9 protein-coding genes are annotated in these 16,108 nt (G+C 63.4%); 2 read left to right on the top strand and 7 right to left on the bottom strand.

What is annotated here, in order from left to right:
- Positions 1-9: 9 nt before the first annotated feature.
- From GR183_RS02740 to GR183_RS02725, 4 genes are all read right to left on the bottom strand, one after another.
- On the bottom strand, positions 10-1,455 hold the full coding sequence (locus tag GR183_RS02740) for a TrkH family potassium uptake protein (RefSeq protein ID WP_312846760.1): 1,446 nt from the start codon (positions 1,453-1,455) through the stop codon (positions 10-12).
- Positions 1,456-1,767: 312 nt separating this feature from the next.
- Entirely contained in the window at positions 1,768-3,024 is a 1,257-nt protein-coding gene (locus tag GR183_RS02735) for a porin (protein WP_160774035.1), read from the bottom strand.
- Positions 3,025-3,562: 538 nt separating this feature from the next.
- The gene (locus GR183_RS02730) at positions 3,563-4,474 is read right to left on the bottom strand and encodes a 4-(cytidine 5'-diphospho)-2-C-methyl-D-erythritol kinase (RefSeq protein WP_160774034.1); all 912 of its coding nucleotides are present in this window, start codon (positions 4,472-4,474) and stop codon (positions 3,563-3,565) included.
- Between the two features lie 6 nt (positions 4,475-4,480).
- A complete protein-coding gene (locus tag GR183_RS02725) occupies positions 4,481-6,292 on the bottom strand; it encodes a tetratricopeptide repeat protein (protein WP_160774033.1) in 1,812 nt (603 codons plus the stop codon).
- A gap of 390 nt (positions 6,293-6,682) precedes the next feature.
- Between GR183_RS02725 and ppdK the strand changes: the two genes are divergently transcribed.
- Positions 6,683-9,367, top strand: a complete 2,685-nt coding sequence (ppdK, locus tag GR183_RS02720; protein WP_160774032.1) for a pyruvate, phosphate dikinase — start codon at positions 6,683-6,685, stop codon at positions 9,365-9,367.
- 5 nt (positions 9,368-9,372) lie between these two features.
- Positions 9,373-10,320, top strand: a complete 948-nt coding sequence (locus GR183_RS02715) for an ArgK/MeaB family GTPase (protein ID WP_160774031.1) — start codon at positions 9,373-9,375, stop codon at positions 10,318-10,320.
- 87 nt (positions 10,321-10,407) lie between these two features.
- Here the strand turns inward: GR183_RS02715 and GR183_RS02710 are convergent, their stop codons facing one another.
- The 3 genes from GR183_RS02710 to radC form a co-directional block, all read right to left on the bottom strand.
- Positions 10,408-12,597, bottom strand: coding sequence for a putative bifunctional diguanylate cyclase/phosphodiesterase (locus GR183_RS02710; protein WP_160774030.1), 2,190 nt, complete (start codon positions 12,595-12,597; stop codon positions 10,408-10,410).
- Positions 12,598-12,814: 217 nt separating this feature from the next.
- A complete protein-coding gene (locus tag GR183_RS02705; RefSeq protein ID WP_160774029.1) occupies positions 12,815-15,115 on the bottom strand; it encodes a bifunctional diguanylate cyclase/phosphodiesterase in 2,301 nt (766 codons plus the stop codon).
- Between the two features lie 178 nt (positions 15,116-15,293).
- The gene (gene radC / locus GR183_RS02700; protein WP_160774028.1) at positions 15,294-16,004 is read right to left on the bottom strand and encodes a RadC family protein; all 711 of its coding nucleotides are present in this window, start codon (positions 16,002-16,004) and stop codon (positions 15,294-15,296) included.
- Between the last annotated feature and the right edge of the window lie 104 nt (positions 16,005-16,108).

Raw genomic sequence — 16,108 nt, 5'->3', positions numbered from 1 at the left:
ACGCAAGCTTTATCGCGACCAGAATTCGGGATCGAGAAGCACGATTACCGTGAAAAGCTCCAGCCGCCCGAGAAGCATGGCGAACGAAAGCACCCATTTGGCATCGTCCGGCAGCGAGGAGAAGTTGCCCGCCGGGCCGATGACGTCGCCAAGGCCCGGACCGACATTGCCAAGCGCGGTCGCTGCTCCCGTGATCGCCGTCAGGAGGTCGAGGCCGAAGAATGTCAAAAGCAGCGTGATGATGCCGACGGAACCGAGATAGGCGACGAGGAAGGCAAGGACCGAAAAGGCGATGTCCGGCGTCACCTGCGTTCCCATGTAGCGCGTGGAAACGACACGGTGCGCCCGCACCATCATGCGCAGGTGGTTGCGCAGCGTGCCGAAGAAAATGATGAAGCGGAACATCTTGATCCCGCCTGACGTCGAGCCGGTGCAGCCGCCGGAAAAGGTGAGCACAAGCGCGATGCCGACGATCGGCGCGCCCCAGGCCGCGTAATCGCCGAAAGCGAAGCCCGTGGTGGTGACGATCGAGGTGAAATTGAATGCGGTCCTCAGCAGCGCTTCATGCAGGCCGATCCTCTGGGTCAGGCCGAGATAGATCGCTGCCGCGAAAGAGATGATCGCCAGCATGCCCACGAGCGCGCGCACCTGTGCGTCGCGCCAGATCAGCAGCGGGCGGCCCCGAATTGCCTGTATCAGGATGCTGAAGGGAAAGGCACCGGCAAGCATGAAGACAATGCAGATCCACCCCGTCAGCGGATTGGTGAAATAGCCGAAGGAAGCGTCATGGGTGGAATAGCCGCCGGTGGATAGCGTCGTCATCGCGTGGTTCACCGCATCGAACGTATCCATTCCGGTAATCCAGTAGAGCACGGCACAAAGTGCCGTCAGCCCAACGTAGACAAGCGCGATGAGACGGACCAGATCGGCAGAACGGGCGACGACCTTCTCGCTCTGGTCGGAACTTTCGGTCTTGAAAAGCTGCATGCCGCCGACTTGAAGGTAAGGCAGCAGCACGAGCGCCATGACGATGATGCCGACGCCGCCCATCCACTGCAGCACCGAACGCCAGAGCAATAGGCCAGGCGGCAGGCCGTCCAGCCCTGTCAGGATCGTCGACCCGGTCGTCGTGAAACCGGATACCGCCTCGAAAATTGCGTCCGTGTAGGAAATCCCGAGCCAGAGGAACGGCAGCGCACCGAAGGCCGGCAGCACCAGCCAGGCTAAGCCCGTCAGCAGGAACGCCTGGCGGATCGTCAGCCCCTCCGTCAGGTGCCCGGAGCAGGACACGGCCAATAGCAAGCCGCAAAGGGAAGTGATAAGCGCCGAGATGACAAAGGCCTGCCAGTCCGGATTGCGCGCGGCGACATCGACGGCGACCGGCAGCAGCATTCCGGCGCCGAGGCCGAAAATCAGAAGTCCGAGGATATTGAGGACGGGGCGGAGGTTGGGCACGAACCGGACGCGATGGCTGTTCCTGAAGGTCGCCGGAAGGCCCGGCAACAGCCGGTTTACACCGGGAATCACCCAATCACCAATATATTTTGCGTCGCCGCAATCCGGGAAATCCGCGACTAGGGCCTCCGCGTGGCCCTTCGGCAACTACAAAAAGCAAGGCCCTGAAATAGGGGAGGCCCGCTGGGTTGGACGCCAGCGGGCCTGATTGACTGAAAAGAGGCTCCGGCACTCAGGCCGTAAATTCCCTTTCCAGGTTTTCGGACCCGGCGGAGGAATGCCGGGTCGCGAAGTCTTTATCCGTCAAGCGGATCAGAACGTGCGCTGCACGCGGATCGCGCCCGTCAGCTCGTCGTAGTTAGAACCTTCGCCCGGGTCGCGGTAGGTATAGTTCAGCTCGGCGCCGATCAGGAAGCCGCTGGCCGGGCTCCACACCAGGTTGCCCTGGACCGACGTGGACTCAATGTCGAACTCGTCGAGTTCCGCATCAATGTCCGTGTAGTTGGCGTTGAAGTTCGTGCTCCAGTGCGGCGTCCAGTTGTGGGTGAAACCACCACCGATGGAGAAGGCTTCCGTCAGCTCGATGTCGCCGTCCGCTTCGATCACACCATCGGTCGCACCCGGAACACCGGAAACGATGGAGCCCGTGGCGCCTTCACCGTAGCCGACCTGGAAGGCCAGCTGATCGCCCGGAGCGATGAACGGCAGGTTGATGAGCACGCCACCGATGATGCCCCAACCCAGTTCGGAGTCGGTGCCGCCAAGGGCGACCGAAGTGCCATTTTGGAAGCCGGTGGCACCGAGATCGTCGGGAGCGGAGACGGAACTGTCGTTCCACACCTGATGCAGCTTACCGGCGAGGAAAGCGGAGCCCCAGCCCTGGTCGACGCGGAGATTGGCGACGACGTCCGGCAGACGGTGACCGCCGTAAGCATCAAGGTAGTCGGGTCCGAAAGTGTTCGGATTGGCAACAGCGAGCTGCTGGCGGGTCTGGGCACCGTCTTCGATGGCCAAGGTCGCGGACACGCCGTTGCCGAAGGACTGCGTATAGGCAAACTGATTGATCGTGAAGATATCAGAGCCGCCCCAGGCTTGCGGGATGGCGAAGGTGTAGCCGGTGAAGAACTCGAAGTTCGACAGGGCTTTACCGGCCGTCAGGCCACCGAACTGGACGAAGCCGAATTCGAGGTTCGGAGCGGTGCCGCTGGTCTGGTCCTGGATCCAGAGCGAAGCGAAGGTGCGCAGCAGGCCGTATTCGGTCTGGGCGCGCGTGTCGAGGCGGACGTATCCGCGGCTACGGAAGTGCGTGCTGTCCTCATCGCGATCCTGGAAGCCGGAGCCCGCATCATCATCGTCAGCGAAGTTGAAGACGCGGAATTCCGTACGGATACGACCCTGAACGCGGAGGCAGGTTTCGGTGCCCGGCAGGTTGTAGAAGCCCGAGCCGTAAGCGTCGCAGACGCGGACGTAGTCGACCGGCTCCGGAGCGGCCGGGAGATCGGCTGCCTGGGCGCCCGAAGCAGCAGCGGCAGCAGCCGCGGCGCCGAGAAGGATGCTCTTGATGTTCATGTCCTGACCTTTTCGATCATATTCAGTTGCTGTTGCACGCTTTTGGCGGCAAGCGCTGCCTAACGCGATGCGAAAGAGCCCGCTCCCCGCGAAGCTCATGGCATTTTGTAGTCAGCTTATACGTGCTGTTGCAATCACCTTGAGGCGTTCCGAGTTGCGCATCGGGCATCCTGTTGCGTCTCTGCAACAACGATAAGTGCCGTTACACGCTCATCACGCGTGGATCACGAGTAATTCATTTTGCCTATAATTTTTCCTCAGTCTTTTGAATACCTTACGTTAAACACAGTTTGCATACGCAGTCCGCTTGGGCGCCGTTGGTTTTTCACGCTGGGTGATATTTGGATACACGTTTATCTCACGTACTTGTGTATATGCACGCTATAACGCCGGCCGACCGCCTCGGAAGAAAGGAAAGATTTAAAATCAGGGGTGTTCCGGTTGCCGGAAGACGCCGATCGTGCCGTTGCAGAGGCCTCTTTAGCCGGGATTCGGGGGGCAATGAATGGAATCGGATGAAATGCCTGGCGGCGATGCGTCAGGATAATTTTCCGGCGGCGGCCCACCAGTGCGGGTGGGAAGCGGCGATTCGTCCCGCCAGCTCTTCCGCTTCCGCGCGGTGCCGGGTCAGTGCGAAGCATGTCGCCCCGGATCCGGACATGCGCGCGAACGCCGCCTCCTCTTGCCCCTCCAGCATGGAGAGCACTTCGGCGATTTCGGGCGCGAGCCCCGTTGCCGCCGGCTCAAGGTCGTTGCGCGTTTGCGAAAGCCAGCCGAGAAGAGCGTCGAATTCAGCGAATCCGGCCACGGGAATGCCCGGCAAGGGAGGATTGTCCCGGCGCCTGAGCGCCCGGAACACTTCCGGCGTCGATACCCCGACACCCGGATTGACAAGGAGAATGCCGCAGGCGGGCATATTTCTTATGAGTTCGATGTTCTCGCCGATGCCCGATACCCTCGCCGGTTCGGACAATAGGCACATCGGAACGTCCGCGCCGAGCTGCAATGCCAACTGCTGAACGGTGGCATCGGATATGTCCAGTGCCCATTCACGCCTCAGAAGCCGAAGCGTTGCCGCTGCGTCCGCCGAGCCGCCGCCGATTCCCGATGCGACAGGCAGGATTTTTTCCAGTGCCAGAGAGATGCTTCGAGGATCGCGCCCTGTGGCTTCCGCCAGCAATTTGGCGGCTCTCACCACGAGGTTGTCATCCTCCCCGCCGCCGCCAAGCGCATGCGCGTATGGCCCGGTGACCGTCAGCCCCTGCGTTTCCCGCGAGATGGAAACCACGTCGCCGATATCGGGGAAAACGACGAGGCTGTCCAGGAGGTGATATCCGTCCGCGCGCTGCCCGGTAACATGCAGCGCGAGGTTGACCTTGGCGCGGGCGGTTTCGACGGCCGTCAGCCCGCCGGTGCCCGGCCCGCCGTCGCCTTTTGCAGGCAGCAGCATCGGCGGTCAGCCGCCGTTCTTCTTCTCCGGCGGCGTGATTGCGCCGTTTTCGGTGGTCGTCTCGCTCAGGCCGTTTGCGATCTTGTCGAGGATCTTTGTCAGTTCCTCTTCCTCCGGTCCAAGGTCGCGCGCGTGGTTCCACTGGAAGCGCGCCTCGAGCCTGCGTCCCACCTTCCAGTAGGCATCGCCCAGGTGGTCGTTGATGATCGGGTCCTCGGGGCGCAGCTGAACGGCTTTCTCCAGCTCCACAACAGCTTCCTCGTGACGGCCGAGCCGATAGTACGCCCAGCCGAGGCTGTCGACGATGTAGCCGTCCTGCGGGCGAAGCTCCACGGCCTTGCGGATCATGTCCAGCGCCTCGTCCAGCTTCAGGCCCCGGTCGACCAGCGAATAGCCGAGGTAGTTGAGGACGAGCGGCTGGTCGGGCGAAAGCTCGAGCCCCTTGCGGAAGTCGGCTTCCGCCTTCCCCCAGTCCTTCATGCGCTCGTAGCAGATGCCGCGGTAGTAGTAGAGCGTCCAGTTCTGCTCGCCCGGATCTGCGTCGATCGTCTGGATCCCTTGCGAATAGGCCTGCCCCGCTTCCTCGAAAAGCTGGTGGGCGCGCAGAACGTTGCCCAGTGCGGTCACCGCTTCCAGGTCGCTCGGATCGCTTTCGACCAGCTTTTCCAGATGCGCGCGCGCTTGCGCCAGATTGTCGAGCGAATTGTAGTTGAGCCCGATCTGGATTTCCGCGTCCCGCTTCAGGGGCGACTTTTCGTCCACCCGTCCCAGAAGTTCGATGGAACGGGCCTGATCGTCGATGCGCTGGAAGAGGTTGGCAAGCGCGATCAGCGCGATATCCGCCTTGGGGTCGAGATGGATGGCAAGCTGGAGGTAGGCTGCAGAAAGCTCCTCGCCGCCGTCGCGGCCAAGGGCCGCTCCAAGGCCGTAGAGCACTTCCGCCGCCCCGCGGTCATGCGCGTCGACCATGGGCGCGATCTCGCCGCCTTCCTCGATCCGTGCGCGCAGTTGCTGCATGACCGGATGGCCGGGGATGATCTTGCCATAACCGTCGATCACCTTGAGCGCGCCGGCCTTGTCGCCTGCCCTGGCCCTCGCCCGTGCCAGCGCCTCGACCACGCGCAGGGCGCCCGGATCGGTCGCGAAAGCGGCGTTGAAATTGTCGAGTGCGGCATCGCTGCGCCCGGCAAGCTCCTGGATCAGCCCGGCATGATGTGTCGTGAAGACGTTGAACCAGTCTGGCCCGTCAAGCGCTGCTATGGATTCAAGCGCCTCGTCGGTCTTGCCTTGTGCCGCCAGCGCCCAGGCGCGTATGAGGCGGCCTGTGAGTTCGGCCAGGGGGCCGCGCGTGCCCCGGTCGAGCAGTTTCACCGCCCGGTCGAAATCCTGCATGTGGATGGCATCCGCCGCCAGGGCGATACGGGCCAGGAAATGGTCCGGCTGATCCGCTGTCAGCCTCTCCGCCAGGTCGAGCGCGCGGTCGATATCGCCGTTGGCGACATGCAGGACGAATGTCCGGTCGAGCAGGAAAGCATTGCCCGGGTCGGTGTCGAGCGCCTCCTGAAAGAAGGCGGCGGCATTGGCGATGTCTCGGCTTTTGCCCGCAAGGCGGCCCGAGAGGTAGCTTCCGCTGAGCGTGATGGGAAGGCCTTCCGCCGTGCCGATCTCCTGCGTATCGCTCACCTCGGCTTTCGCGGCAAGGGGAGAGGCGGCAATGAGCGCACCCGCCAGCGCGACTGCGCCCGTGCCGAGCAACAACCCTTTCAGGCGGTCGCGGCCGGGGGCGCTCGGGCGAAAAGTCGGGAAGGGAGCACGCATCATCGGCACATTCGTCCATTCTTTGTCTACGGCGTCCCGAGGCGGCATCGGGCTTGCGGGACGCCGGATTGGAGCGGCCCCCGGCCTTCAAAAGGCTCCGGGCCGACTCGTAGTTATAACCGAGTTTCAATGACCGCCCAGCATGGCGTCAATGTGGCTTGTTGGCCCGCTTCGATCAAAATCGGTAATATGTTTCGGCTTGCTATTGCAAGTGCTTCAACCGATTGGGCTTTCGCCTTTTATTCGCTCGGGCGCGATTTAAAAAGTTTTGTAAAACGGCTTTGTTTCCCGCACTGCATCATTTAAGGGATGGCCAGTGGCGGTGTCCGTAGCGGAAAAAACGGATCGTATCTCCACCGTGAATTGCTCGATCACACGGGGGCATACCAGATGACGAAGTGGGTCTACAGCTTCGGAGACGGCAACGCGGAAGGCACGCGCGATATGCGCGACCTGCTCGGCGGCAAGGGCGCGAACCTTGCGGAAATGAGCAGCCTCGGCCTTCCCGTGCCGCCCGGCTTCACAATAACCACCGAGGCCTGCACCTGGTATTATACCCATGACGACAGCTATCCGGACGGGCTGGACGGTCAGGTCGAGGCGGCGCTGCGCGCCGTCGGAGAGCTGACCGTCCGCCGCTTCGGCGACAGGGACAACCCGCTTCTGGTGTCCGTGCGCTCCGGCGCCCGCGTTTCCATGCCGGGCATGATGGATACGGTCCTGAACCTCGGCCTGAACGACGACACGGTGCCCGCGCTTGCCAGGGCTTCCGGCGACGAGCGTTTCGCCTATGACAGCTATCGCCGTTTCATCCAGATGTATGCCGACGTGGTGATGGGCCTCGACCATCACGCGTTCGAGGAAGTGCTTGAAGATTTCAAGGATGGCAACGGCCATTCGCTGGATACCGAACTGACGGCGGCGGACTGGCAGGCGGTGATCGAGCGGTACAAGAAGCTTGTGCTGGAAGAGCTTGAGCGCCCCTTCCCGCAGGACCCGTACGAACAGCTCTGGGGCGCGATCGGCGCCGTCTTCGGCTCTTGGAACAGCGCCCGCGCCATCACATACCGCCGGCTGCACGATATTCCCGGCGACTGGGGCACGGCGGTCAACGTCCAGGCGATGGTCTTCGGCAACATGGGCGAGACCTCTGCGACGGGCGTCGCCTTCACGCGAAATCCGTCGACGGGCGAAAAAGCGCTTTACGGCGAATTCCTCGTCAATGCGCAGGGAGAGGACGTCGTTGCCGGCATCCGCACCCCGCAGGACCTCACGGAAGCCGCACGCGCGGCGACCGGCAGCGAGGCTCCCTCGCTCGAAGCGATCATGCCGGACGCCTTCGCCGAATTCATCGGCATCTGCGACAAGCTGGAGGCCCATTATCGCGAGATGCAGGACGTCGAGTTCACGATCGAGCGCGGCAAGCTGTGGATGCTGCAAACGCGTACGGGCAAGCGCACGGCAAAGGCGGCGCTGAAGATCGCCGTCGACATGGCGGGCGAAGGCCTGATCACTTCGCAAGAGGCTGTCATGCGCGTCGATCCGGCGGCGCTCGACCAGCTTCTCCACCCGACGATCGACCCCAGGGCGAAGCGCGATATCATCGGCTCCGGCCTGCCCGCCTCGCCGGGTGCGGCTTCCGGCGCGCTGGTGTTTTCCTCCGACGAGGCGGAAGAAGCCAAATCTGCGGGCCGCAAGGTCATCCTTGCGCGTGTGGAGACGAGCCCGGAGGATATTCACGGCATGCATGCCGCCGAGGGCATTCTTACGTCGCGTGGCGGCATGACGAGCCATGCGGCGGTGGTTGCCCGCGGCATGGGCAAGCCCTGCGTCTCGGGCGCCGGCATGTTGAGGATAGATTATCGCAAGGGCACGATGGCGGCGGCGGGCCGCACGTTCAACAAGGGCGATATCGTCACCATCGACGGCTCCACCGGTCAGGTACTTCTGGGCGAGGTGCCGATGCTGCAACCCGAACTCTCCGGCGATTTCGCGGCCCTCATGGAGTGGGCGGACAAAGTGCGCCGCATGAAGGTGCGCACAAATGCCGAAACGCCGGCGGATGCGCGCGCCGCGCGCGGCTTCGGCGCGGAAGGCATCGGCCTTTGCCGCACCGAGCATATGTTCTTCGAGGGCGAGCGCATCGTCTCCATGCGCGAGATGATCCTCGCCGAAACCGAGGCCGGGCGGCGCACCGCCCTTGCCAAGCTCCTGCCGATGCAGCGCGCGGATTTCGTACAGCTTTTCGAGATCATGCAGGGTCTTCCGGTCACGATCCGCCTGCTCGATCCGCCGCTGCACGAGTTCGTGCCGCATACGGACGAGGAGATCGCCGAGGTTGCCGCTGCGATGAAGGTCGACCCGGAGCGGCTTCGCGAACGCGCGCTTCAGCTCGACGAGTTCAACCCGATGCTCGGCCATCGCGGCTGCCGCCTGCTCGTCACCTATCCGGAGATCGCGGAAATGCAGGCCCGCGCCATCTTCGAGGCCGCCGTCGAGGCTGGCAAGGAGACCGGATCGCCCGTGACGCCGGAAATCATGGTCCCGCTCGTCGGCATGAAGGCGGAACTCGACCTCGTGCGCGGCCGTATCGACGCCATGGCCGATGCGGTGGCGAAGGAGACTTCCACGAAGATCGACTACCAGGTCGGCACGATGATCGAACTGCCGCGTGCCGCCTTGCGCGCCGCCGACATCGCAAAAAGTGCGGAATTCTTCTCGTTCGGCACCAATGACCTGACCCAGACGACCTATGGCGTTTCTCGGGACGATGCAGCCTCCTTTCTCGGCGCCTATCAGCAAAAGGGCCTGATCGAGCATGATCCTTTCGTGACGCTCGACAGGGAGGGCGTCGGAGAACTTGTGCAGATTGCCGCCGAACGCGGGCGCAAAACGCGTCCGGATATCAAGCTCGGCATCTGCGGCGAGCATGGCGGCGATCCGGCGTCAATTGCGTTCTGCGAGGAAGTCGGCCTCGATTATGTGTCCTGCTCGCCCTTCCGCGTTCCGATAGCCCGGCTCGCGGCGGCCCAATCCGCGCTGAAGGCCGCGCTCAAGGCAGAATCGGGCGGCTAAGCGGAATGAAGCGAAGGCCGCAAACGCTCGATGACTTGCGCGCCGGCGGCAAGGCAGGTCTTGCGCGCGCGCTCTCGGCCGTGGAGACGGAGGATGGCACGGCGGAGCTTGCCACCTTCCTGGACGAAGCCGCCCTCGATCCGAAAGGCACGGTCATCGGCCTCACGGGCCCGCCGGGTGTCGGCAAATCGACGCTGACGAACGCCCTCATCGCCGCCTTTCGCGGGCGCGGCGAAACGGTCGGCGTCATCGCCGTCGACCCCTCCTCCCAACTCACCGGAGGCGCGCTTCTGGGAGACCGGACAAGGCTTCGCACCGACCCCGAGGACACGGGCGTCTTCGTGCGCTCCATGGCCGCGCGGGATCGTCTGGGCGGGCTGTCGGATCATGCTGTCGCCGGCATTGCGCTCATGCGTGCCGTCATGGACCGGGTGATCGTGGAATCGGTCGGCATCGGCCAGTCGGAGGCCGATGTCGCCTTTGCCGTCGACACGGTGGTCCTTTGCATTCAACCCGGTTCCGGCGACAGCCTGCAATTCATGAAGGCGGGCATCATGGAGCTTCCGGACGTCGTGGCGGTCACCAAGGCGGATATGGGCGCGCCCGCCCGCCGTGCCCGCGCCGATGTGGAAGGCGCGCTGTCGCTTGCAAGGCTGTCGCACGATCGCCCCTCGCCCCGCGTTGTCATGGTATCCGCCAGCGACGGTACAGGCGTCGACGATCTCGTTGCCGCCTGCGATGCCCATTCGGCCGTATCACTGTCCGCCGGCAAGTTAGACCTCAGGCGGCGCGAACAACATCTGAAATGGGTGGAAGACGCCGTCAGGGACCGTTTCGGGCGGCGCGGCCTTTCGGTTTGCGACGTTGCCTCGGCACTGGCTGAAAGCGCGGGGCCGTTTGCGGCGATCCTTTATCTGGAGCGCACGCTTGAGGAGCGCATGAAAGGCTCTTGACGCCTTGCATGTATACCGAGGGTTCCGGGCCGGATTTGGCGGCAGCCGGGGCCGCTGGAGCGCATTCACACCGCTCAAAGAAACGCCTTACGCGTGTTTGCGGGCGTCGATCTCTATGTATTCCTGGCGCGCGAGCCTGATCTCCACATCGCCGATCTCGTCTGCCGGCACGGGACGCGAGAGATAATATCCCTGCAGGCGGTCGCAGTTCGTGAGCCTGAGGAAGGAGGCCTGATGCTCGGTCTCGATGCCTTCGGCCACGACCGACATGCCCAGCGCCTCGCCGAGGTTGATGATGGTGCCGAGGATCGCCGAGGCATGCGGCGAGGTCTCAAGCCCTGCGATGAACCCGCGGTCGATCTTCAGCGTATCGAAGGGGAACTGGCGCAGGTAGCTCAGGCTCGAATAGCCCGTGCCGAAATCGTCGAGCGCGACGCGAATGCCCTTTTGCTGCACCCGCTGCAGCATCTGCAGGACCAGCGGGTCCTCGTGGGAAAAGACGTTTTCCGTCACCTCGATTTCGAGCCGATGCGGATTGAACCCCGTTGCCGAGAGGATCGAGGCCAGCCGCTCGATGAATTGCGGATGGCGGAACTGGATCGGCGAGATGTTGACGGCAAGCTTCAGGTGCGGCCAGCGCGCGGCGTCGCGGCAGGCGCGTCTGAGGACCCACAGGCCGAGGTCGTTGATCAGGCCCGTTTCCTCCGCCAGGGGAATGAAGCTCGCCGGGCTGATCTGGCCGCGCGTCGGGTGGTTCCAGCGTACCAGCGCTTCCACGGCGAGAACCTTGCGGCCGTTGATCGTCGTCTGCGGCTGGTAGACCAGCGAAAGCTGGTCGTGGTCGATTGCCCGGCGCAATTCGCGGGCAAGGTTCTCGCGCGCCCTGACCTGCTCCTCCATGGCGGTGGTGAAGAAGGTGTGCCGGCCGCGCCCGTTAGCCTTCGCCGAATAAAGCGCGATGTCGGCCTTGCGCAGCAGTTCGCCCATCGATGCGCCGTCGTCCGGCGCGACAGCCGCGCCGATGCTCAGGCTCACGTAGAGATGCGTGTTGCTGGTATACATCGGCGAGGCGAAGCGGTCCTGGATGCGTTTGAGAAGGTCGTCCAGGTCGTCGCGGCTCTCGCACTCGGGTACGAGCAGCGCGAACTCGTCGCCGCTGATGCGCGCCAGCAAAGCGCTTGAGGGAACGATCACGCGAAGCCGGCGCGCCGCCTCGCAGATCACCTCGTCGCCGGCGGCATGGCCCAGCGTGTCGTTGATATCCTTGAAATGGTCGAGGTCGATATAGACCACGCCGAGAAAGCCGTTCGCTCCGCTTTCGTCCGACAGCAGCTCCTCGAAACGTTTCGTCAGGAGATCGCGGTTGGCAAGCCCCGTCAGCCCGTCGTGAAGGCTTGCGAACTTCGCCCGCGCTTCGCTTTCGGCGAGCCGTTTCGTGCTCTGGCGCGTGTAGATGAGGACCGCAGTCGTCAGGATCGCGATGGCGAAGGAAAGGAACGTCAGGACGGGCGTGACGCTTTCCAGGATGTCGGCGCCCGGATATTGCGGCGTCCAGGTGATATGGCCGATGGCCTGTCCCGTCGGCGCGTCGATTTCAAGGGCCGTCTCGTTCGCATGCGGCAGGCCGCCGATATGCATGTTGAGACCTTCGATCCCGGTCATGATCGAAAAGTCTTCCAGGCGTTCGCCGGAAAGAACCTTGACGCTCACCAGCACGGCCGGCGCATGGCGTTCGCCGGCCACGCCGTGCAGCTTGGGCGATATGGCGGTGACGCTCACGAGCGCCGGCTTGCCATCGATGGCGGCGTAGCCGGTTTCGTAGATCGCCTGGGCGCGCCCGTCGCGCGTCGGCATGAAGATGTCGCGGCCGTATTCGTCGCGCGCGAATTGGATGATGAAGCGAGCGCGCGTGCGTGCGACGAGCGGACGGATCTGCGCCAGGAACGCTTCATCCTCGAAGCCGACCGTCATTATGGCGCCATGCGAATAATAGATCGGGCTGCGGTTCTCGCCGATGATCAGCGTATGGTCGTGCCCGTAGCTGTCGAAGAGCCGCTGGCCGATGTTCACATGCAGCCACGTCGGGTCGAAGGAGCGCCCGCGCGTGCTGAAATAGGCCGCGTCCCAGACGGCCGCGCTTTCCTGCTCCTTGGCGAGGAGATCGCCCTGGAGCTGCAATCCGCTGAGGATCAGGTTGCTTTCGTTCTCGAGTGCGGAGCGGTCGGCGGTGCGCGACGTCCATGAGATCAGGACGACGGCAAGCAGGACGGTAAGCATGACCACGCCGACCACGGGAAAAAGAATCGCGTTCGCGAGTCTGCTGCTGTTTTGACGCCTGTCCAAATGCATATGGTATAATGCCCCCTAAGGCGAACTATCACCGCGCCGGTTTAAGAAATTGCCGACAAGGATAGTTAAGCAGCGGTTTATATTGAAGAATTGCGGAGTGAGTCGGAAGGGGGTGAACCGTACGCAGCGGCAATAACGCCTGCGTTCACCCCTTGGCAATGAGACGCGAGGGACCCTCGCCGGCCAAAACCCGCTGCCCGAGTTCGCCGGCCAGCATCGGCTTGCCGAAATAGAAGCCTTGCAGGAATTCGCAGCCGATCTCTTTCAGGAAGTCGTGCTGCTCGCGGGCTTCGATGCCTTCCGCCGTCACCGCCATTCCAAGCGCATCCGCCAGGTTGACGAGGGCTTCCACGATCGCGGCCGATTCCGCCTCGTGCTCCAGGTTCATAACGAACGAACGGTCGATCTTGAACTTGTCGAACTGGAACTGGCGAAGATAGCTCAGGCTCGAATAGCCCGTCCCGAAATCGTCGAGCGCGATGCGCACGCCGAGATCGTGCAACTCGTCGAGTTTGGATTTCACGGCATCGGTGTGGTCCATCACCGCCGCTTCCGTGATCTCCAGCTCCAGCCGGCTGGCCGGGAAGCCGAGTTCCTCAAGCAGGCGGCTTACGTTCGGCACGAAATCCGGGTGGCGGATCTGGCTGGGCGACACGTTGACGGCGATCGTCAGCTCCGGCCAGGAAAGCGCATCCTTGAGCGCGCTCCGCAAAACCCATGCGCCGATCGACCACATCAGGTCCGTGCCTTCCGCGATCGGCAGGAACGCGGCTGGCAGGATTTCCCCTCGCTTTGGATGCCGCCAGCGGATGAGCGCCTCCGCCCCCACGATCCGCGAACCGTCGCCCGTGACGATCGGCTGGTAGCGGAGGAAGAACTCATTGCGCTCCAGCGCCCGGCGCATCTCCTTTTCCATCAGCCGGCGCTCTTTCAGCGTCTCGTCCATGTGCGGTTCGAAGAGAACGCATCTGCCGCGTCCTCGATCCTTCGCCTGGTAGAGCGCGATGTCGGCCCGGCGCAGGAGCTGCGTCAGGTCCGTGCCGTGATCGGGGAAAAATGTGACACCCATGCTCACCGTCGTCGGCAGCGCCATGTTGTCGACCGTGAGGTCCTTCGTGATGCGCTTGCTGAGGCTCGTGCAAGCGTTGAGAAGTGCCGCGCGGCTGTCCCTTCCGCTCAAAAGGATCAGGAATTCGTCGCCGCTGATGCGCGCGACCACGTCGGTTCCAGGCACATGGCCGCGCAGGCGCTGCGCCACTTCGCGGATCAGCCCGTCGCCGACCGGGTGTCCGAGCGTGTCGTTGACGTCCTTGAAGTGGTCGATATCGAGGTAGATCAGCGCGGCAAGCTTGCTCGTCCGGGCGGCCTCATCCAGCCTCTTTCGCGCCAGTTCGTCGAAGAAGACACGGTTCGGCAGCCCGCTCAGCGCGTCGTGAAGGGCGGACTGGCGGGCGCGCGCCTCGCTGTAGGTCAGCTCGTCCGTGGTGCGCATCGCCCGCTTCAGGATCAGGCCCGTCACCGCGAGCACGATCAGCACCGCCAGCACGAAGGCGGGCGCGAGATCGACAAGCAGGCCGAGCGCCCCGCCCGTCGGCGCCCAGGTCAGATAGCCGATCGCGATGCCCTTCGGCCCGCCAAGCTCCAGCCGTTCCGGACGTTCCGGCTTCACCGGGCTGAAGGTCACGTCGCGAAGCTGCGCATATCCGGCGATATCGGCAAGCAGCGTATCGTCCACATGGCGGATGGAGACGATCACGCTCGGGTCGTCGTCGCGCACCTCAACCTGGTCGAGTTCGGGAACGATGGCGAAGACGGCGGCGATCGACGGCGCGCCGTCCAGCGATATCAGGCGGCTTTGCGCGACGTCGGCCGGCGAGCCGTCATAGGCGAAGCCGTAGTTCTGCCGCGAGACGAGATTGGCGCGATAGGCGGTCTGGATTTCGGCGACCGCGTCGTCCAGCTGGTCGGCGAGCTTGGTCGTATAGACCGACGGCAGCCACACGAAGCCGTCCACATAGGCGAACAGCGGACGCCGGCGGCGGTTCAGGACCACGACGATGTCGTGCTTGTAGATTTCGCCGATCGGGCGGGCAAGGCGCGCATGCGCCCATTCGGAGGAATAGGCGGTGTCGATATTGCGGTAGGTGGCGCTTGAGACGGCGAATCGTTCGAGCTCCTTGACGATCTGGGACTGCTGCTGCGTGAGCGCGCGCGCCACCAGCGCCGTTTCGCGCTTCAGGTTCTCGTTTTCGGAATGGACCACTGCCCAGATGACGATGCCGATGGCGCCGGCGAGCGCGACGATCACGACCGTAAAAAGAAACGCGAAATACCAGAAGGCCTGACGGCGGCGGAAACGCACGCTCGCCTGCAGGACGGTCGTCAATTCGTCGTCCCGCCCGGCCCGGGCGGATTTCGCCGATCCCATCTCGTGCCTGTATTCCACGCCTTGTCTCAAATCCGAGGGTGCCAGAAAATGTACATCGCAATTCCTCATGTGGCCTTAACGGAGAGGCACTTCATCGGATTTTTCAACGTGTTTCGGGAATTCGACAAGCGAGCGCCTTCCAAATTCGGCCGGTTTACCATCGTCACTACCATGCAATCGGAGGCGATTTGGCCACTTACAATAATTTCAGCGAGCGGAAACTTGCGTGGCCGGAGCGGCCGACCACGACATGATCATGCAGGACGATTCCCATCGCCGTCGCGATCTCGCCGATCTGGCGCGTCATGCGGATGTCGGCTTCCGACGGTGCCGGATCGCCCGATGGGTGGTTGTGGACGAGCACCAGCGCGCTGGCCGAAAGTTCCAGAGCCCGCTTGACCACCTCGCGCGGATAGACGGGCGTATGATCGACCGTTCCGCGCTGCTGCACTTCATCGGCGATCAGCGCGTTCTTCTTGTCGAGGAAGAGGACACGAAACTCCTCGCGGTCGGAAAAGGCCATCGCCGTGCGGATGTAGTCGAGCACCGCGTTCCAGGAGGAAAGCGTTTCGCGCGTGCTGATCTCGCTTTTCAGGAAACGCTGCGCCAGCGCATGGGCGAGTTTCAGTTCGTCGACAACGCGTTCGCCGACGCCCTTCACCTCCAGAAGCCGCCCGCGCGGCGCGGAGACCACTTCCGCGAAGGAGCCGAAGCGGGCGATCAGCGCCTTGGCGATGGGCTTGGTGTCCGCGCGCTTGATTGCCGAAAACAGGAGCAGCTCGAGAAGTTCGTAATCCTGCAGCGTTTCATGGCCGTTTTCGCGAAAGCGCTGCCGCAGTCTTTCGCGGTGGCCCAGATAATGAGGTTCGGATGCTGCGTCCGGCGAGCCGGTCTCCCGCTTTCCCAATCTCGCCCCCTTCGTGCTGGCGCATGTCCCCCAAAAATGCGCTCCGGTTCCGGGACGGGGACATGCGGCAAACAAATAAGCCGGAGCGCTATACAAGGTTGCGA

The sequence above is a fragment of the Stappia sediminis genome (genome assembly GCF_009826895.1).
In the GTDB taxonomy this organism is placed as follows: domain Bacteria; phylum Pseudomonadota; class Alphaproteobacteria; order Rhizobiales; family Stappiaceae; genus Hongsoonwoonella; species Hongsoonwoonella sediminis.
Note: the sequence above shows the minus strand (reverse complement) of the source record. Positions and strands in the feature narration are given on the sequence as shown.

Coding starts and splice junctions, on each gene's coding strand:
- GR183_RS02710 (WP_160774030.1), bottom strand. CDS start 12,597: ATGCTTACCGTCCTGCTTGCCGTCGTCCTGATCTCATGGACGTCGCGC.
- GR183_RS02725 (WP_160774033.1), bottom strand. CDS start 6,292: ATGCGTGCTCCCTTCCCGACTTTTCGCCCGAGCGCCCCCGGCCGCGAC.
- GR183_RS02730 (WP_160774034.1), bottom strand. CDS start 4,474: ATGCTGCTGCCTGCAAAAGGCGACGGCGGGCCGGGCACCGGCGGGCTG.
- GR183_RS02735 (WP_160774035.1), bottom strand. CDS start 3,024: ATGAACATCAAGAGCATCCTTCTCGGCGCCGCGGCTGCTGCCGCTGCT.
- ppdK (WP_160774032.1), top strand. CDS start 6,683: ATGACGAAGTGGGTCTACAGCTTCGGAGACGGCAACGCGGAAGGCACG.
- GR183_RS02715 (WP_160774031.1), top strand. CDS start 9,373: ATGAAGCGAAGGCCGCAAACGCTCGATGACTTGCGCGCCGGCGGCAAG.